Annotated in this window: 17 protein-coding genes; 8 read left to right on the top strand and 9 right to left on the bottom strand. The window is 62.0% G+C overall.

Annotated features, from left to right (window positions below):
- Positions 1-39 precede the first annotated feature (39 nt).
- The 3 genes from minE to minC form a co-directional block, all read right to left on the bottom strand.
- Positions 40-294: a cell division topological specificity factor MinE gene (minE, locus tag ACF8GF_RS00830; RefSeq protein ID WP_003252572.1), complete on the bottom strand. Its 255-nt coding sequence runs from the start codon at positions 292-294 to the stop codon at positions 40-42.
- Positions 295-297: 3 nt separating this feature from the next.
- Complete coding sequence (gene minD, locus ACF8GF_RS00835; protein ID WP_003252574.1) at positions 298-1,110, bottom strand: septum site-determining protein MinD; 813 nt, start codon at positions 1,108-1,110, stop codon at positions 298-300.
- Between the two features lie 109 nt (positions 1,111-1,219).
- On the bottom strand, positions 1,220-1,981 hold the full coding sequence (gene minC, locus ACF8GF_RS00840) for a septum site-determining protein MinC (protein WP_392488143.1): 762 nt from the start codon (positions 1,979-1,981) through the stop codon (positions 1,220-1,222).
- Between the two features lie 111 nt (positions 1,982-2,092).
- Here minC and ACF8GF_RS00845 point away from each other — a divergent pair, with 111 nt between their 5' ends.
- Together ACF8GF_RS00845 and ACF8GF_RS00850 are read left to right on the top strand one after the other, a co-directional pair.
- Positions 2,093-3,028, top strand: coding sequence for a lipid A biosynthesis lauroyl acyltransferase (locus tag ACF8GF_RS00845; protein ID WP_176685024.1), 936 nt, complete (start codon positions 2,093-2,095; stop codon positions 3,026-3,028).
- Positions 3,029-3,173: 145 nt separating this feature from the next.
- Entirely contained in the window at positions 3,174-4,322 is a 1,149-nt protein-coding gene (locus ACF8GF_RS00850) for a patatin-like phospholipase family protein (RefSeq protein WP_176685025.1), read from the top strand.
- An 87-nt stretch (positions 4,323-4,409) separates the two neighbouring features.
- Here ACF8GF_RS00850 and ACF8GF_RS00855 read toward each other — a convergent pair whose 3' ends face one another.
- Together ACF8GF_RS00855 and ACF8GF_RS00860 are read right to left on the bottom strand one after the other, a co-directional pair.
- Positions 4,410-5,156 carry a VacJ family lipoprotein gene (locus ACF8GF_RS00855; protein ID WP_370844494.1) on the bottom strand — a complete coding sequence of 249 codons (747 nt, stop codon included), beginning with the start codon at positions 5,154-5,156 and terminating at the stop codon, positions 4,410-4,412.
- A gap of 73 nt (positions 5,157-5,229) precedes the next feature.
- Positions 5,230-6,528, bottom strand: a complete 1,299-nt coding sequence (locus ACF8GF_RS00860; protein ID WP_176685027.1) for a serine/threonine protein kinase — start codon at positions 6,526-6,528, stop codon at positions 5,230-5,232.
- Between the two features lie 190 nt (positions 6,529-6,718).
- Here ACF8GF_RS00860 and ACF8GF_RS00865 point away from each other — a divergent pair, with 190 nt between their 5' ends.
- Entirely contained in the window at positions 6,719-7,084 is a 366-nt protein-coding gene (locus ACF8GF_RS00865; RefSeq protein ID WP_176685028.1) for a hypothetical protein, read from the top strand.
- Positions 7,085-7,228: 144 nt separating this feature from the next.
- Here ACF8GF_RS00865 and ACF8GF_RS00870 read toward each other — a convergent pair whose 3' ends face one another.
- Entirely contained in the window at positions 7,229-8,794 is a 1,566-nt protein-coding gene (locus ACF8GF_RS00870) for a beta (1-6) glucans synthase (protein WP_339444560.1), read from the bottom strand.
- 197 nt (positions 8,795-8,991) lie between these two features.
- Here ACF8GF_RS00870 and ACF8GF_RS00875 point away from each other — a divergent pair, with 197 nt between their 5' ends.
- The 3 genes from ACF8GF_RS00875 (at position 8,992) to ACF8GF_RS00885 (ending at position 12,049) form a co-directional block, all read left to right on the top strand.
- Positions 8,992-9,852: a glycine betaine ABC transporter substrate-binding protein gene (locus ACF8GF_RS00875; protein WP_176685030.1), complete on the top strand. Its 861-nt coding sequence runs from the start codon at positions 8,992-8,994 to the stop codon at positions 9,850-9,852.
- A 224-nt stretch (positions 9,853-10,076) separates the two neighbouring features.
- Entirely contained in the window at positions 10,077-10,388 is a 312-nt protein-coding gene (locus ACF8GF_RS00880; protein WP_010952786.1) for a DUF485 domain-containing protein, read from the top strand.
- Entirely contained in the window at positions 10,385-12,049 is a 1,665-nt protein-coding gene (locus ACF8GF_RS00885; protein ID WP_176685031.1) for a cation acetate symporter, read from the top strand. The genes ACF8GF_RS00880 and ACF8GF_RS00885 overlap by 4 nt, the downstream gene beginning before the upstream one ends.
- Positions 12,050-12,164: 115 nt before the next feature.
- Here the strand turns inward: ACF8GF_RS00885 and ACF8GF_RS00890 are convergent, their stop codons facing one another.
- The gene (locus tag ACF8GF_RS00890; RefSeq protein WP_003252624.1) at positions 12,165-12,317 is read right to left on the bottom strand and encodes a DUF3309 family protein; all 153 of its coding nucleotides are present in this window, start codon (positions 12,315-12,317) and stop codon (positions 12,165-12,167) included.
- 206 nt (positions 12,318-12,523) lie between these two features.
- On the opposite strand from ACF8GF_RS00890, the gene ACF8GF_RS00895 reads away from it, so the two are divergent.
- Positions 12,524-13,333, top strand: coding sequence for an SDR family oxidoreductase (locus tag ACF8GF_RS00895; RefSeq protein WP_392488144.1), 810 nt, complete (start codon positions 12,524-12,526; stop codon positions 13,331-13,333).
- Between the two features lie 120 nt (positions 13,334-13,453).
- A complete protein-coding gene (csrA, locus tag ACF8GF_RS00900) occupies positions 13,454-13,633 on the top strand; it encodes a carbon storage regulator CsrA (RefSeq protein ID WP_176685033.1) in 180 nt (59 codons plus the stop codon).
- A 14-nt stretch (positions 13,634-13,647) separates the two neighbouring features.
- Here csrA and ACF8GF_RS00905 read toward each other — a convergent pair whose 3' ends face one another.
- Both ACF8GF_RS00905 and ACF8GF_RS00910 read right to left on the bottom strand, forming a co-directional pair.
- A complete protein-coding gene (locus tag ACF8GF_RS00905; RefSeq protein ID WP_004575803.1) occupies positions 13,648-13,875 on the bottom strand; it encodes a YheU family protein in 228 nt (75 codons plus the stop codon).
- An 83-nt stretch (positions 13,876-13,958) separates the two neighbouring features.
- Positions 13,959-15,143 (bottom strand): osmoprotectant NAGGN system M42 family peptidase, encoded by a 1,185-nt coding sequence (locus tag ACF8GF_RS00910; RefSeq protein WP_176685034.1) that lies wholly within the window; start codon positions 15,141-15,143, stop codon positions 13,959-13,961.
- Positions 15,144-15,178: the final 35 nt, after the last annotated feature.

Below are 15,178 nucleotides of genomic sequence, written 5' to 3' on the forward strand. Positions count from 1 at the left end.
AAGGGCCGCAAAGCGGCCCCAAGTTGTCGACTACGCGGATCAGCGATCCGGCAGGGTGATGTTCAGCTCGAGAATCGAGCAGCTGCCCTGGTTTTCCAGCTCGATATGCACATCATCGTTGCCGATGTTCACATATTTGCGGATCACTTCCAGCAGTTCTTTCTGCAGTGCGGGCAGGTAGTCCGGTTCGCTGCGTTGGCCGCGCTCGTGCGCCACGATGATCTGTAGACGCTCTTTCGCTACCGACGCGCTGGTCTGTTTCTGTCTGCCACGAAAGAAGTCAAAAAGGTTCATGGTTTATTTGCTCCCGAAAATGCGCTCGAAGAATCCCTTCTTCTGTACATCGATGAAGCGCATCGGCTTCTCTTTGCCCAGCAGGCGGTCGACCGCATCACTGTAGGCCTGGCCGGCATCGCTCTGGTCATCGAGAATGACCGGGATACCTTGGTTGGACGCCTTGAGGACGGCCTGCGACTCCGGGATCACACCCTTGAGCTTGATCGACAGGATTTCTTCCACGTCGGCCACGCTCAGCATTTCGCCCTTGACGACGCGCTCTGGGTGGTAGCGGGTGATCAGCAGATGCTCCTTGATCGGCTCTTCGCCGTTTTCGGAGCGGCGCGACTTGCTCGACAGAATGCCCAGCATACGGTCGGAGTCACGTACCGACGAAACTTCCGGGTTGGTCACCACGATGGCTTCGTCCGCGAAGTACATGGCCAGGTGGGCACCTTTTTCGATACCGGCCGGCGAGTCGCAGATGACGTACTCGAAGTCTTTCTTCAGGTCCATCAGTACCTTTTCCACGCCTTCCTGGGTCAGCGCGTCCTTGTCACGGGTCTGGCTGGCGGCCAGCACGTACAGGTTCTCGAGGCGCTTGTCCTTGATCAGGGCCTGCTGCAGGTTGGCTTCGCCGTTGACCACGTTGACGAAGTCGTACACCACGCGGCGTTCGCAGCCCATGATCAGGTCGAGGTTACGCAGGCCCACGTCGAAGTCGACAATGACGGTCTTGTGGCCGCGCAGTGCGAGGCCGGTACCAATGGCGGCGCTGGTAGTGGTCTTGCCCACACCCCCCTTGCCGGAAGTAACCACGAGAATCTTGGCCAAGGTGTTTCACCCCTAAAATTAGTCGGGACACTTGTCCCTGCAAAAAACTGAAATAGCTAAATAAAGGCAACGGTAAAAAAGTTGCTCTAAAAATGCTGGCAAGTATCCGTTAAAGACGGGTGATGTTCAACACGTCACCAGACAGGCTGACTTGCACGCTGGTACCCCACAGTGGATCCCGGCGCAGTTCTTCGCAGACCTTGTACTGGCCGGCGATCGAGACCATTTCGGCGGTCATCTGCTGGCAGAAGATACGCGCCTTGGTGTTGCCTTTGATGCCGGCAAGGGCGCGGCCGCGCATGGCGCCGTACACATGGATGTTGCCATCGGCCAGAAGTTCCGCACCTGGGCTGACCGAGGCGGTAACAATCAGGTCCCCCCCCTGAGCATAGATCTGTTGGCCACCGCGTACTGGCGAAGTAATGATGCGGGTCGGGCGCACCTCGGGTTCGGGGGGCGGTGGTGGCGCCGGGGCCGGTTCGGGCTTTTTGACTACCTCGGGCTCGGGCTCCAGCGGCCGTTCGCGGGCCCCGGACGGCGGCAGCACCGGCAGGTCGATGGCGATGGCGGCGGCGATGTCCTCGATGCGGTTGGCGCGGATGGCCAGGGTACGCAGGCCGTGGTGTCGGCAAATCCGCATCAAGCCGGGCAGGTCGACCGCCCCTTCGTCGGCCGGCAGCTTGTCTAGCGCCAGCACCAGCGGTGTATTGCTGAAGAAGTTAGGGGCCTGGGCGACTTTGGCCGCCAACTGGCGGTCGAGGGCTTCAAGGTCATTGCGTGCCAGTTCCAGTACCGTAATGGCGAGCATGCTGCCCTTGAGCTGGAACACGGAGGCGGTGTCGGGTGTGTGGTTTGGGCTCATGGTCTGCATAGACGGCTTGTTGCGAAAAAAGTGCCCTGACTTATAACGAGAACACCGGTTGCCCGCAACATGCGCTGATCCGTTGTAGAATGCGCGGCCTTTGTCTTTCCGGATGCTTCAATGGAACGCCCGCGTTTTCGTCTCTATTACCTTCACCCCAAGTTCTGGGGCCTATGGCTGGGCCTGGGCCTGCTGTGGCTGGTAGTCCAGTTGCCGTACCGGGTGCTGCTGAAAGTCGGTGCCGCGCTGGGCGCCGTCATGTATCACGTCGCCGGTGAACGTCGGCGCATTGCCGCGCGCAACCTGGAGCTGTGCTTCCCGGAGCTGTCTGTCGACGAACGGCAGCGTTTGCTCAAGGCCAACTTCGCTTCAACCGGCATCGCCTTCTTCGAAATGGCCATGAGCTGGTGGTGGCCCAAGGCAAGGCTGGCGCGCCTGGCCCATATCGAGGGCCTTGAGCACCTGCAGGCCGCCCAGCAGGCGGGGCAGGGCGCGATCCTCATGGCGGTGCACTTCACGACCCTGGAAATCGGCGCCGCGCTGCTCGGTCAGCAGCACACCATCGACGGCATGTACCGCGAACACGGCAATGCACTGTTCGACTTCATCCAGCGCAGCGGCCGCGAGCGGCACAACCTCGACTCGCTGGCGGTGGAGCGCGAAGACGTGCGCGGCATGCTCAAGCTGCTGCGTTCGGGCCGGGCGATCTGGTACGCACCGGACCAGGACTACGGCGCCAAGCAAAGTATCTTCGTGCCGCTGTTCGGCATCCCGGCAGCGACGGTAACGGCCACTACCAAGTTCGCCCGGTTGGGGAAGGCGCAAGTGATCCCGTTCACCCAGAAGCGCCTGGAGGATGGCAGCGGCTATCGGCTGGTCATCCATCCGCCGCTGGCGGATTTCCCCGGTGAAAGCGAAGAGGCCGATTGCCTGCGCATCAACCGGTGGGTCGAGAGCGTGTTGCGCGAGTGCCCCGAGCAGTACCTGTGGGCGCACCGTCGGTTCAAGTCGCGGCCCGAAGGGGCGCCGCGGCTGTATGACAAGAAAAAGCGCTGAACCTTGTAAGCAGGCCTGGCCTCTTCGCGGGTAAACCCGCTCCTGCAGGATTACCACAGGTTCTGCATATTGCGGGGCCCTGTGGGAGCGGGTTCACCCGCGAAGAGGCCGGGCATGAAAGCACCTTGACCCCAGGAAGGACTCCATGGCTCCACCCCCGGTAACCGGTCTCATCCTGTCTGGCGGCGGCGCCCGCGCCGCCTACCAGGTTGGCGTGCTGGCGGGCATCGCCGAGTTGCTGCCCGCCGGCGCGCACAACCCGTTCCCGGTCATCGTCGGCACCTCCGCCGGGGCCATCAACGCGGTCACCCTGGCCAGTGGTGCCGTGCACTTCAACGACGCCGTGCAGCGGCTCACTGCCTTCTGGCAGAATTTCCGCAGCCATCTGGTCATCCGCAGCGACTGGCCCGGGGTCGTGCGCCAGGCCAGCCGCTTCGTCGGCCACAACCTGCTGGGGCTGGGTGGCCAGGCCCCCGTGGCGTTGCTCGACAGCAGCCCTTTGCGCAGCCTGCTGCAAACGCACCTGAACCTGGATGGCATCGGCCACGCCTTGGCCGCCGAGCAACTGCGCGCCGTGGCAGTGACCGCCTTTGGCTACGAGTCTGGCCAGGCGGTGACCTTCTACCAAGGCCGCGGCACCATCGAGGCCTGGTTGCGTCACCGGCGTATTGGCGTACCTGCACCGTTGACCATCGACCACCTGCTGGCCAGCGCGGCGATCCCGCTGCTGTTCGCCCCGGTGCAACTAGGCGGTGAATATTACGGCGACGGTGCAGTGCGCCAATCGGCGCCGATCAGTCCGGCCTTGCACCTGGGGGCCAGCCGCGTGCTGGTGGTCGGGGTCAGCGGAAACCCGCAGCGGCCAGCGCCACCGTTGCCGCCCCAGCGTGTGTTCAGCGGGCAGCAGCCGAGCCTGGCGCAGATCGGCGGGCACATGCTCAACAGTACGTTCATTGACAGCCTGGAAGACGATATCGAACTGCTGCAGCGCCTCAACCACTTGAGCGGGCTGTTGCCAGCGCACCTGGATGCCCGGCGCCTGGGGCTGGCCCCGATTGACGTACTGGTGGTGGCACCCAGTCAGCCGCTGGACGAGATTGCCGCTCGGCACCGCCGCGAGTTGCCGGCGGCGTTACGCCTGTTTTTACGTGGGCCGGGGGCGACGCGCACCAGCGGGGCGGGGGTGCTGAGCTATTTGCTGTTCGAGGCCAGTTATTGCAGTGAACTGATCGAGTTGGGGCGGCGCGATGCCCTGGCCAAGAAGCGCGAGCTTTGCGAGTTCCTGGGGGGGTGATGCTGCTTGTGTGGGCCCTTTCGCGGGTGAACCCGCTCCTACAAGTTTGTGTAATGCCTGTGCAGGAGCGAAAGGGCCGCAGCAGGCTTATTCGGCTATCTGCAACTTGCGCGCCTGGGTATACACATACCGCACCTTTTCATATTCGAACGGCGAGTTGAGCTGGCCATAGCGGAATTTGGTCGTATAGCGCTTGTCCACCACGCGCAAGGCGAAGATTTCCGGGTGGTCGCTGCTGACTTCAGCCACGTTCAGGTAGTTGACTGCCTGCTCTCCCGCATAGTCCACCACCAGCCCGGTGGTATCGCGCAGGTTCGATGGCCCTAGCACCGGCAGCATCAGGTACGGCCCATCCGGCACGCCATAGAAGCCCAGGGTCTGGCCAAAGTCTTCGCTCTGGCGCGGCAGGCCCATGCTGGTCGCCGGATCCCACAGCCCACCCACGCCGATAATCGTGTTGAACATCAGTCGCGCAGTGATTTCTGCAGAGCGCTTGGCTTTGAGCTGCAACACGCTGTTGAACAGGTTCGGCACATCGCCAAGGTTGTTGAAGAAGTTGCTCACCCCCGTGCGCACGAAACTTGGAGTGACATACTGGTAGCCATTCACCAGCGGCAGCAGCACCCATTGGTCCAGTCGGTAGTTGAAGTGATAGATGCGCCGGTTGATCGACTCCAGCGGGTCGTACACGTTAAGCGCCGCCAAGGTTGAGCGCTCGAATTCGCGCTGGTCCAGCCCAGGGTTGAATTTCAGCTCACGCAGCGGGTCGAGGAAACCATCGGCTTCGGGCGCCAGGGGCGCGGTACTGCTCACCTGTGGGTCGGCTTCGACCACGCTGGCTCGTGGGGCGGTTTCGGCGGCCAGGGTGTGGCCAGCGGCAAGCAGGGCAGTGGCGAAGAGGAGTTTGTTAACCACGGAAGAACTCCAGCATGGCGTCACTGTTGACGCGGTAGTTGAGGTTGCCGCAATGGCCGCCATGGGGGTAGAGCGTCAGCCGGTCACCGAACACCTTGCGCAAAAAGCCAATGTCGCCCGGGCCGAGAATGACGTCGTCGGCGTTGTGCATCACGGCGATCTTGTCACTGCTGCGCAGGTAGTCTTCCAGGGCATACAGGCTGACTTGGTTGACCAATTGCAGGATGCTGTTGCCGTCGGTGCGGGCGCGCCACATCGGAATCACCTGTTCGGTCATGTAGCAGTCGAAGTCGCACTGCAGGGCGCGCTTGAAGAACGGCGTGAGGCTGCTGCCTTCGGTGATCGGGAATTTCGGCGGAATGATCAGGCCGCGGCGGTTGATCAGGTCGGAAGTGAAGGCGATGTCGGCTGCCGAGAAGCGGAACGAGGTGCCGATCAGCATGGCCATCTGTTCGTTGGACAGGTGCTGGCGCGACTGCTGGAAGTCATACAGCAAGGCGTCGTTCAGGTCGATGTAGCCCTTGTCCTGGAAGTAGCGGGTGAGTTTTTCCAGCATCAGCTCATAGAACGTGGTGCTGCGGTCGATGCCCTTGACCTGGGTTTGCACCAGCTTGTCGAGGTTGTTGATCGAGGTGTAGAGGTTGACCGGTGGGTTGAGCAGCAGCACACGCTTGAAGTTGAAGCTGCGGCGGGTCTCGTCCAGGTGGCTGACGAAGGCGGCGTCGAGCGCACCCAGGCTGTAACCGGTGAGGTAGAAGTCACTGACCGGCAGGCGTGGATGCTGGGCGCGCACGGCCTGCATCACCCGGTACATGTCTTCGGCGTCTTCCTGGCTGATACCGGGGGTAGCAAAGCGCGAGGCTGCACTCATGAAGTCATAGCTGGTGGGCGATGACAGTTGCACCACGTGGAAGCCGGCCTGGTAGAACAGCTTTTTCAGGTATTCATTGATGCTGCTGCTGTAGGGCGCGCCGGTGCCGGCGATGATGAAGATCAGCGGCGCTTCGCGATCCTGGCGAGCCAGGCGGTACCTGAGCTTCTTCACTGCCCAGAAGTTGTCGGGCAACGTGAACTCACGTTCCGGGCGCAAGTTCAGGCTGTAATCGGACTGATTGATTTCATCGTCGCTGGGCAAGTCAGGGCGCTTGTCCGGCGGGGTGGTGGCGATGGTCGCCTCGAACGGGTTGGTCAAAGGGTAGCCATAGCTGGCAGCGTCGATATCCCGCGCTGAAGCGGCCACAGCCATGAGCAGGCTACCGAGCAGGGCAGCGAGGCGCAAAGATCGAAGCATGTAATCCCCCAAAAGAACGCAAGGTCGAGCAGTGTGCAGGCTAGGACCACAACCAGGCGGGCAAAGTTGCCCGCTGCGGTGGTCTTTGGCGTACTTGCTATCTGCAACATAGCTGCCGGTGTGTGATTTTGCCTTACAACCGGGCATAAGCGATCATGGATGCTTTCGATTACCGCTATTGGAGAACAGGATGTCTCGTTCGCTGCCGACGGCGTTGCTGGTGCTGTTTCTGGGGCTCTGGCTTGCGGCCAGTTATGGCGTGCGTTACGGCCTCATGGAGGATGGCCAGTGGGTAGGGCTGTGCGCAGTGCCGACGGCGTACTGGCAGTGCGAGGTGCGTTCGCTGCTGGGGTTGGGCATTCACTATCAGGTAATGGCCTGGGGCGGGCTGGGCCTTGCATTACTGGCCCAGTTCGTTTCCGCGCGTGCCGGCTGGTGGCTGGCAGTGTTGGCGTTGGTGTTCGCGGTGCCGGCGCTGGTGCTGTACACCGCCAGCATTGCGGTGTTTGCGCTGGTACTGGCGGGGTTGCGTCTGGTCAGGCAACCCCCATTGTAAGCAGCTGCGCGTACCTGTGGGAGCGCCTTGTGTCGCGAAAGGCAGGGTTAAAGCTTCACAGCAAAAATTGCTGGGGCCGCTGCGCGCCCCTTTCGCGACACAAGGCCACACAAGGTCCGCGCTGGGCTTGAGGGATATGCAGTATCAAGCCTGGCGCATCCGCAAGCTGCGCCACAACGCCGCCGTCATCAGCACACTCACCACCGCCCAGCCCCAGGCCTGCTGGTTCTCCAGCCCTTCCACGAACAACTGCGGCGCCACTCCGGCGCCGACGATGAATGCCAGCAACGCCACCTCCGCCCGCCGTGCCCGCACCGGCCACAGCACATACACCAGCGCCGGCAACGCCAGGGCCGCACTGGGGAAGCTGCGGTAGCGCGGGTCGAACACCATTGCCAGCATGCTCACCGCCGCAGCAAAGCCCGCCGTCAGCAACAGCCAGCCGGCTCGCACCTGAAGCCAGGTGAACAAGCGCTCACGCCAGCCGGCCCGCCGCGCCAGCGCCAACAACGCATGGGCCAGCACCAGCAGGTTCAGCCCGGCCAGCATCAGTGCCCACAACCATTCCCCGGCAAAGCGAGCATGAGTACGCATCAACTCGCCCCACAGGCCCAGGCAAGCGGCGCCAAACGCCGCCAGCAATGGCAGCAGCAAGGCCGCCATCGGTGTAGCGGGGCGCCCGGCCAGCGCCAGCATGATCACCATCAGCACGGCGCTGGCCAGCAGCCACTGCGGCCAGTCATGCAGGTTGCTCACTGGCCCTTCGAGCACGCCCTTGTCCTGCCGGTCCGCGTCGTATAGCCCCCAGTAACCCCCCACTGCGCCCTCATTGACGCGTTTCCAAGGTTGATCGAAGGCTTCGATCAGGTTGTAGTGCCAGCCATTGCGCTCGGCCATGGCCACAAAGCCACGGATGAAGCGCGCCTCATTGACCCGGCTGGGCACCGCGGTTTCACGCTGGCGGCCTTCGCTGGGCCAGCCGGTTTCGCCAATCAGTATGTCCTTGGGCGCGAAGCGTGTGCCGAACACACGGCGCACATCGGCAACGTGGGCCAAGGCATCGTCGATGCCACGCGGGTCGTCCTCCCAGTAGGGCAGCAGATGGATGGTCAGGAAGTCCACTGCCGGGGCCACCTGCGGGTGCTGCAGCCAGAACTCCCAGACATCGGCGTAGGTCACGGGCACCTTGACCTGGCGCTTCACCCGCGCGATCAATTTGGCCAGGTGGGCACCGGTCACCTCCTTGCGCAACAGTGTCTCATTGCCGACGATCACCGCGCTGACCACGTCAGGGTTGGCGTTGGCAGCGGCGATCAGCAGGTTGATTTCCTTCTCGGTGTCGGCCGGGTGTGCGTTCACCCAGGCGCCCAGCATCACCTTCAGGCCATGCTTGCGTGCCAGCGCCGGGATTGCCTCAAGACCGCTCATGGAATAGGTACGGATGCACTGAAACCGCTCGGCCAGTAACGCCAGGTCGGCGTCCATCCGCGTCGGTCGCAGGCGAAACGGCTGGTCATAAGGCGACTGGTCTTTGTCGAACGGCGTGTACGAGGCGCATTGCAGTTTGTGCGCAGGGCTGGCCGCATCGGGCAGGTGCACCGGCTTGCCCAGCCCGTACCAGAGCCCCCCCAGCCCGAGCAGGGCCAGCAGGCAGGCAAGCAGGTACAACGGTAACAACAGGCGGCTACAACTGGGCATCGGGCGGTCCATCGTCTGGTACAAAAGGCTGGATAGTAGCCCGGCGCCAAACCTTTGGCATGCAAGGATCGCGCAGACCGATGCCGACCGATGGCGCTAATGGCATAGTGCTGTCGCATATGGGGCGGGTATAGGTCGCAGCTGGATCAGGTCGACTTGTGTTGCAGGACGATGATGCAATCTCCAAGACCTGACGAGGGGATGCTTTGATGGCAACTTTGAAGAAAATGCGACGTTTACTGGGTGTGGGCACCGCCCTGGTAATGGCCATGAGCGCTGCACAGGCTATGGCCAAAGAAGTAAGCATTGGTTACGTGGATGGTTGGGCCGACAGCGTGGCGACCACCAACGTGGCCGCCGAAGTAATCAAGCAAAAACTCGGCTACGACGTGAAGCTGCAGGCCGTGGCCACGGGGATCATGTGGCAGGGTGTGGCAACTGGAAAACTCGATGCCATGTTGTCGGCCTGGTTGCCGGTGACCCATGGTGAGTACTGGGCCAAGAACAAGGACAACGTGGTCGACTACGGCCCTAACTTCAAGGACGCCAAGATCGGTCTGATCGTCCCCGAATACGTCAAGGCAGTGAGCATCGCCGACCTCAAGACCGACAATACCTTCAAGGACAGAATTGTCGGCATCGACGCAGGCTCCGGTGTGATGCTCAAGACCGACCAGGCGATCAAGGACTATGACCTGACGGGTTACAAGTTGCAGGCCAGCTCGGGTGCGGCGATGACTGCGGAGCTGGGCCGTGCCTATGCCAAGCAGCAGTCGATTGCGGTGACCGGTTGGGTTCCGCACTGGATGTTCGCCAAGTGGAAGCTGAAGTTCCTCGAAGACCCGAAAGGCGTGTATGGCGCGGCAGAAACCGTGAACAGCATCGGCAGCAAGGAACTGGCAGCCAAGGCACCGGAAGTGGCGGAGTTCCTGAAGAAGTTCAACTGGCAGTCCAAGGACGAGATTGGCGAGGTGATGCTGGCGATCCAGGAAGGGGCCAAGCCTGAAGCGGCGGCCAAGGACTGGGTAGCCAAGCACCCTGATCGTGTGAAGGAGTGGACTGGCAAGTAAAAGCCTTCCAGGGCCAATGTTGTTTCTTCGCGGGTAAACCCGCTCCTACAGGCCTGTGCAAGCCCTTGTAGGAGCGGGTTTACCCGCGAACAGGTTTTCACGTTGTTACGCAATCGGTAAAACACCGTTGCATCTAAGACTAAGGTCGTCTGGTTGGCGTCCATCGGCAGCATAAAGTAAGGGCGTGGGTTCCATCCCGTATCTGTGCTGCTAGGACAAAAACAATGAACGACAGCATTTACCTCTCGATACAAAACAGCCCCCGTTTCAAGGAGCTGGTCACCAAACGCGAGCGGTTCGCCTGGATTCTCTCGGCGATCATGCTCGGCCTGTATTGCGCCTTCATCCTCCTGATCGCCTACGGTCCCCATGTGCTGGGCGCCAAGCTCAGCCCTGAGTCATCGATTACCTGGGGCATTCCCCTGGGCGTCGGTCTGATCGTTTCGGCATTCGTCCTGACCGCCATCTACGTGCGCCGCGCCAACGGCGAATTCGATGAGCTGAACAAGGAAATCCTGAAGGAGGCGCAACAATGATTCGCCCTGTCAAAGCCCTGGCCGTACTGGCCTGCGGAGCTTTTGCACCCGCCGTGTGGGCCGCCGATGCCCTGACCGGCGAGGTGCAGAAACAACCGCTGAACGTTTCCGCCATCGCCATGTTCGTGGCCTTCGTCGCCTTCACGCTCGGCATCACCTACTGGGCCTCCAAACGCAACAAGTCGGCATCGGACTATTACGCTGCCGGCGGCAAGATCACCGGCTTCCAGAACGGTCTGGCGATTGCTGGCGACTACATGTCAGCCGCCTCGTTCCTGGGTATTTCCGCACTGGTGTTCACCTCTGGTTACGACGGCCTGATCTACTCGATCGGCTTCCTGGTCGGCTGGCCGATCATTCTTTTCCTGATTGCCGAACGCTTGCGCAACCTGGGCAAGTACACCTTCGCCGACGTGGCCTCGTACCGCCTCGGGCAAAAGGAAATCCGCACCCTGTCTGCCTCCGGTTCGCTGGTGGTGGTGGCGTTCTACCTGATCGCGCAAATGGTCGGTGCCGGCAAGCTGATCGAGCTGCTGTTCGGCCTGGACTACCATGTGGCGGTGGTTCTGGTGGGTATCCTGATGTGCCTGTACGTGCTGTTCGGCGGCATGCTGGCCACCACGTGGGTACAGATCATCAAGGCTGTGCTGCTGCTGTCCGGTGCCAGTTTCATGGCGCTGATGGTGATGAAGCACGTGGGCTTTGACTTCAACACGCTGTTCACCGAAGCGATCAAGGTACACGCCAAGGGTGAGGCGATCATGAGCCCCGGCGGCCTGGTCAAGGACCCGATCTCGGCGTTCTCCCTGGGCCTGGCACTGATGTTCGGTACTGCCGGCCTGCCGCACATCCTGATGCGCTTCTTCACCGTCAGTGACGCCAAGGAAGCGCGCAAGAGCGTGCTGTACGCCACAGGCTTCATCGGCTACTTCTACATCCTCACCTTCATCATCGGCTTTGGCGCGATCCTGCTGGTCAGCACCAACCCGGACTTCAAGGACGCCGCAGGCGCCCTGCTGGGCGGCAACAACATGGCCGCGGTGCACCTGGCCAATGCGGTGGGTGGCAGTGTGTTCCTCGGCTTCATCTCGGCGGTGGCCTTCGCCACCATCCTGGCGGTGGTGGCTGGCCTGACCCTGGCCGGTGCCTCGGCGGTGTCCCACGACCTGTACGCCAGCGTCTGGCGCAAGGGCAAAGCCAACGACAAGGACGAGATCCGCGTATCGAAGATCACCACTGTCGCCCTGGGTGTGCTGGCGATCGGCCTGGGGATTCTGTTCGAGAAGCAGAACATCGCCTTCATGGTCGGCCTGGCGTTCTCCATTGCGGCCAGCTGCAACTTCCCGGTACTGCTGCTTTCGATGTACTGGAAGAAGCTGACCACCCGCGGCGCCATGATCGGCGGCTGGCTGGGCCTGGTGAGTGCGGTGACGCTGATGATCCTTGGCCCGACCATCTGGGTACAGATTCTCGGCCACGAGAAGCCAATCTACCCGTACGAGTACCCGGCGCTGTTCTCGATGGCCATTGCCTTCGTCAGCATCTGGTTCTTCTCGGTCACCGACAAGTCCAAGGCGGCTGAGGATGAGCGCGCGCTGTTCTTCCCGCAGTTCGTGCGTTCACAGACTGGCCTGGGTGCCAGCGGGGCGGTCTCGCACTAACGTCATTAACCTGCACTGAAAAACGCCCCGCCAGTCGGGGCGTTTTTTATTTTATGCAGGCGACTCGCTTGCCACTCGCCTCAAGTGATTGTCTGAAGTGACTGTCCGCAGCGCGTCATATCATCCCAAGCAACAGTAGTACCAGCAGAATCACCAACACCACGCCGATTATGCCGGAAGGGCCATAGCCCCAGCTGCGCGAGTGGGGGAAGACCGGTAAGCCACCGATCAGCAGCAGAATCAGGATGATGATAAGGATCGTGGTCATGTCAAAGTCCTTGCGTGATTAGGGGGCAAGAGCCTGAGAATGCTGGCCTCTCGATAATTCGGACCGGTGCGGGTTGGTAAAGATTCCATCCCCGTGCAGCCGCCTACCCGGTCATGCCCGCCCATTCACTACCCTGATGAATCCTGCCGGATGGCGACGCCTTGATTAGACTCACCGGACTACTTGTCAGAACAAGGCCTGCGACCATGCAAAAACGCATCATGATCACCGGCGCCGGGTCTGGCCTCGGCCGCGAGATCGCCCTGCGCTGGGCGCGTGAGGGCTGGCGCCTGGCACTGGCCGATGTCAACGAAACCGGCCTGCGCGAAACGCTGGAGCAGGTTCGCCAGGCCGGTGGCGACGGCTTCGTCCAGCGCTGCGATGTGCGCGACTATAGCCAGCTGACGGCCCTTGCCCAGGCCTGCGAAGAGAAGTTCGGTGGGGTCGATGTGATCGTCAACAACGCCGGCATCGCTTCGGGCGGGTTCTTCGCCGAGCTGTCGCTGGAAGACTGGGACTGGCAGATCGCCGTCAATCTGATGGGCGTGGTCAAGGGTTGCAAGGCGTTCCTGCCGCTGCTGGAGCGCAGCAAGGGGCGCATTATCAACATCGCCTCGATGGCTGCACTGATGCAGGGCCCGGGCATGAGCAACTACAACGTGGCCAAGGCCGGCGTGCTGGCATTGTCGGAAAGCCTGCTGGTGGAGTTGCGCCAGATTGAGGTGGCGGTGCACGTGGTGTGCCCGTCGTTCTTCCAGACCAACCTGCTGGACTCGTTCCGCGGGCCGAACCCGGCGATGAAGGCACAGGTTGGCAAGCTGCTTGAAGGTTCGCCGATCAGTGCGGCGGACATTGCCGATTATATCCATCAGCAGGTCGCTGCAGGCGAGTTCCTCATCCTGCCCCATGAGGCAGGGCGCCAGGCCTGGCAACTGAAACGCCAGGCCCCTGAGCGGCTGTATGACGAGATGGCCGAAATGGCAGTGAAAATGCGGGCAAAAGCCCAGTCGCGATGATTGGTCTGTAGGAGAAGTTACTCAAAAGCGTAAGGGGCTTCTGAATCGCAGTGGAGCTATTGAGTAGCTGAATACCTACGGGGCAGGCTCCGGTTTTCCCTTTCGCAGGAGGATCGGAACATGCTGGTAATTGGGCGCGAAGTGGGGGAGGTCATCATGATTGGCGATGATATCCGGATCGTCGTGGTAGAGACCCGGGACGGCGTGGTGCGCTTTGGTGTGGATGCTCCGCGTGAGGTGCCGGTGCATCGAGCCGAAGTTCACAAGCGCATCAAGGCGTCCAAGCAGAGCAAGGCCTGAACAGGCCTTGCCTGCTATTCGAGGAGTTCGCGGGGCACATCATGCTTGGCCAGCAACTGGCACTGCTGGCTTTCCAGGTCGAAAAGGATGAAAGCCTGGCCTTTGGCCAACGCCTGGCGTACCCGCAGCACGCGGGTTTCCAGCGGGGTGTCGTCGCCGTTGTCAGTGCCGTCGCGGGTGACGAAGTCCTCGATCAGGCGGGTCAGGGTTTCGGCTTGCAATTGGTCGTAGGGGATCAGCATGGTCGGGTGGTGTCTGAAATAGGTATGGGCATGCTACGCGAAACATTCGAGGTGTAGGGGCCGCTTTGCAGCCCCGTGGGCGTTTAGCCTTTGTTTCCGATCAGGCTGTCCACCGCCGGTACCCGCGTGTCGCTTTCCATCTGCGCATCATGCTCCAGTTGGTGGCTGAAGCGCTCGAGCGATGCATTGGCCGGCTGCGAGTCGCTGGCAAACACTGGCGGGCTCAGCAGGTAGGCTGACAACAACCGGCTCAGCGCTGCCAGGCTGTCGATATGGGTGCGTTCGTAACCATGGGTGGCATCGCAACCAAAGGCCACCAGCGCGGTACGAATGTCGTGCCCGGCAGTCACCGCCGAATGGGCATCGCTGAAGTAATAGCGGAACAGGTCGCGCCGCACCGGCAAGTCGTGGTCACCGGCCAGTTTCAGCAGGTGCCGGGACAGGTGGTAGTCGTAAGGCCCCGACGAGTCCTGCATGGCCACACTGACCGCATGCTCGCTGGAAGCCTGCCCAGGCGCCACCGGGGCGATGTCGATGCCGACGAACTCGCTGACGTCCCAGGGCAGGGCGCCGGCTGCTCCCGAGCCGGTCTCCTCGGTGATGGTGAACAGCGGGTGGCAGTCGATCAGCGGCTGGCGACCGCTTTCCACCACCGCCTTCAATGCCGCCAGCAATGCGGCCACGCCAGCCTTGTCGTCCAGGTGACGGGCGCTGATGTGGCCGCTTTCGGTGAACTCGGGCAAGGGGTCGAAGGCCACGAAATCCCCAATGCTCACGCCCAGTGCCTCACAGTCGGCGCGCGTGGCGCAGTAGGCATCCAGGCGCACTTCCACGTGATCCCAGCTGATCGGCATCTGGTCGATGGCCGTGTTGAAGGCATGCCCGCTGGCCATCAGCGGCAGCACACTGCCACGGAATACCCCGGTATCGGTGAACACGCTAACCCGGCTGCCTTCGGCAAAACGGCTGGACCAGCAGCCGACGGGGGCCAGGGCCAGGCGGCCATTGTCCTGCAACTGGCGCACGCTGGCGCCGATGGTATCCAGGTGGGCAGAGACGGCGCGGTCGGGGGTGGCCTGCCGGCCTTTGAGGGTGGCGCGAATGGTGCCGCGGCGGGTCAGCTCGAAGGGGATGCCCAGTTCGTCAAGGCGTTCGGCCACGTAGCGCACGATGGTGTCGGTGAAGCCGGTGGGGCTGGGGATGGCGAGCATTTCCAGCAGCACGCGCTTGAGGTAGTCGAGATCGGGTTCGGGGTGTCGCTCGGACATGTCCAGGCCTCCGGTCGGGTTAAAATTTCGCAGTC

The sequence above is a fragment of the Pseudomonas sp. yb_5 genome (assembly GCF_043103865.1).
GTDB classification, from domain to species: domain Bacteria; phylum Pseudomonadota; class Gammaproteobacteria; order Pseudomonadales; family Pseudomonadaceae; genus Aquipseudomonas; species Aquipseudomonas putida_Y.

Coding starts and splice junctions, on each gene's coding strand:
- csrA (WP_176685033.1), top strand. CDS start 13,454: ATGCTGGTAATTGGGCGCGAAGTGGGGGAGGTCATCATGATTGGCGAT.
- ACF8GF_RS00850 (WP_176685025.1), top strand. CDS start 3,174: ATGGCTCCACCCCCGGTAACCGGTCTCATCCTGTCTGGCGGCGGCGCC.
- minE (WP_003252572.1), bottom strand. CDS start 294: ATGAACCTTTTTGACTTCTTTCGTGGCAGACAGAAACAGACCAGCGCG.
- ACF8GF_RS00875 (WP_176685030.1), top strand. CDS start 8,992: ATGGCAACTTTGAAGAAAATGCGACGTTTACTGGGTGTGGGCACCGCC.
- ACF8GF_RS00860 (WP_176685027.1), bottom strand. CDS start 6,528: ATGCTTCGATCTTTGCGCCTCGCTGCCCTGCTCGGTAGCCTGCTCATG.
- ACF8GF_RS00865 (WP_176685028.1), top strand. CDS start 6,719: ATGTCTCGTTCGCTGCCGACGGCGTTGCTGGTGCTGTTTCTGGGGCTC.
- ACF8GF_RS00905 (WP_004575803.1), bottom strand. CDS start 13,875: ATGCTGATCCCCTACGACCAATTGCAAGCCGAAACCCTGACCCGCCTG.
- ACF8GF_RS00870 (WP_339444560.1), bottom strand. CDS start 8,794: ATGGACCGCCCGATGCCCAGTTGTAGCCGCCTGTTGTTACCGTTGTAC.
- ACF8GF_RS00885 (WP_176685031.1), top strand. CDS start 10,385: ATGATTCGCCCTGTCAAAGCCCTGGCCGTACTGGCCTGCGGAGCTTTT.
- ACF8GF_RS00880 (WP_010952786.1), top strand. CDS start 10,077: ATGAACGACAGCATTTACCTCTCGATACAAAACAGCCCCCGTTTCAAG.
- ACF8GF_RS00845 (WP_176685024.1), top strand. CDS start 2,093: ATGGAACGCCCGCGTTTTCGTCTCTATTACCTTCACCCCAAGTTCTGG.
- ACF8GF_RS00890 (WP_003252624.1), bottom strand. CDS start 12,317: ATGACCACGATCCTTATCATCATCCTGATTCTGCTGCTGATCGGTGGC.
- minC (WP_392488143.1), bottom strand. CDS start 1,981: ATGCAGACCATGAGCCCAAACCACACACCCGACACCGCCTCCGTGTTC.
- ACF8GF_RS00910 (WP_176685034.1), bottom strand. CDS start 15,143: ATGTCCGAGCGACACCCCGAACCCGATCTCGACTACCTCAAGCGCGTG.
- ACF8GF_RS00895 (WP_392488144.1), top strand. CDS start 12,524: ATGCAAAAACGCATCATGATCACCGGCGCCGGGTCTGGCCTCGGCCGC.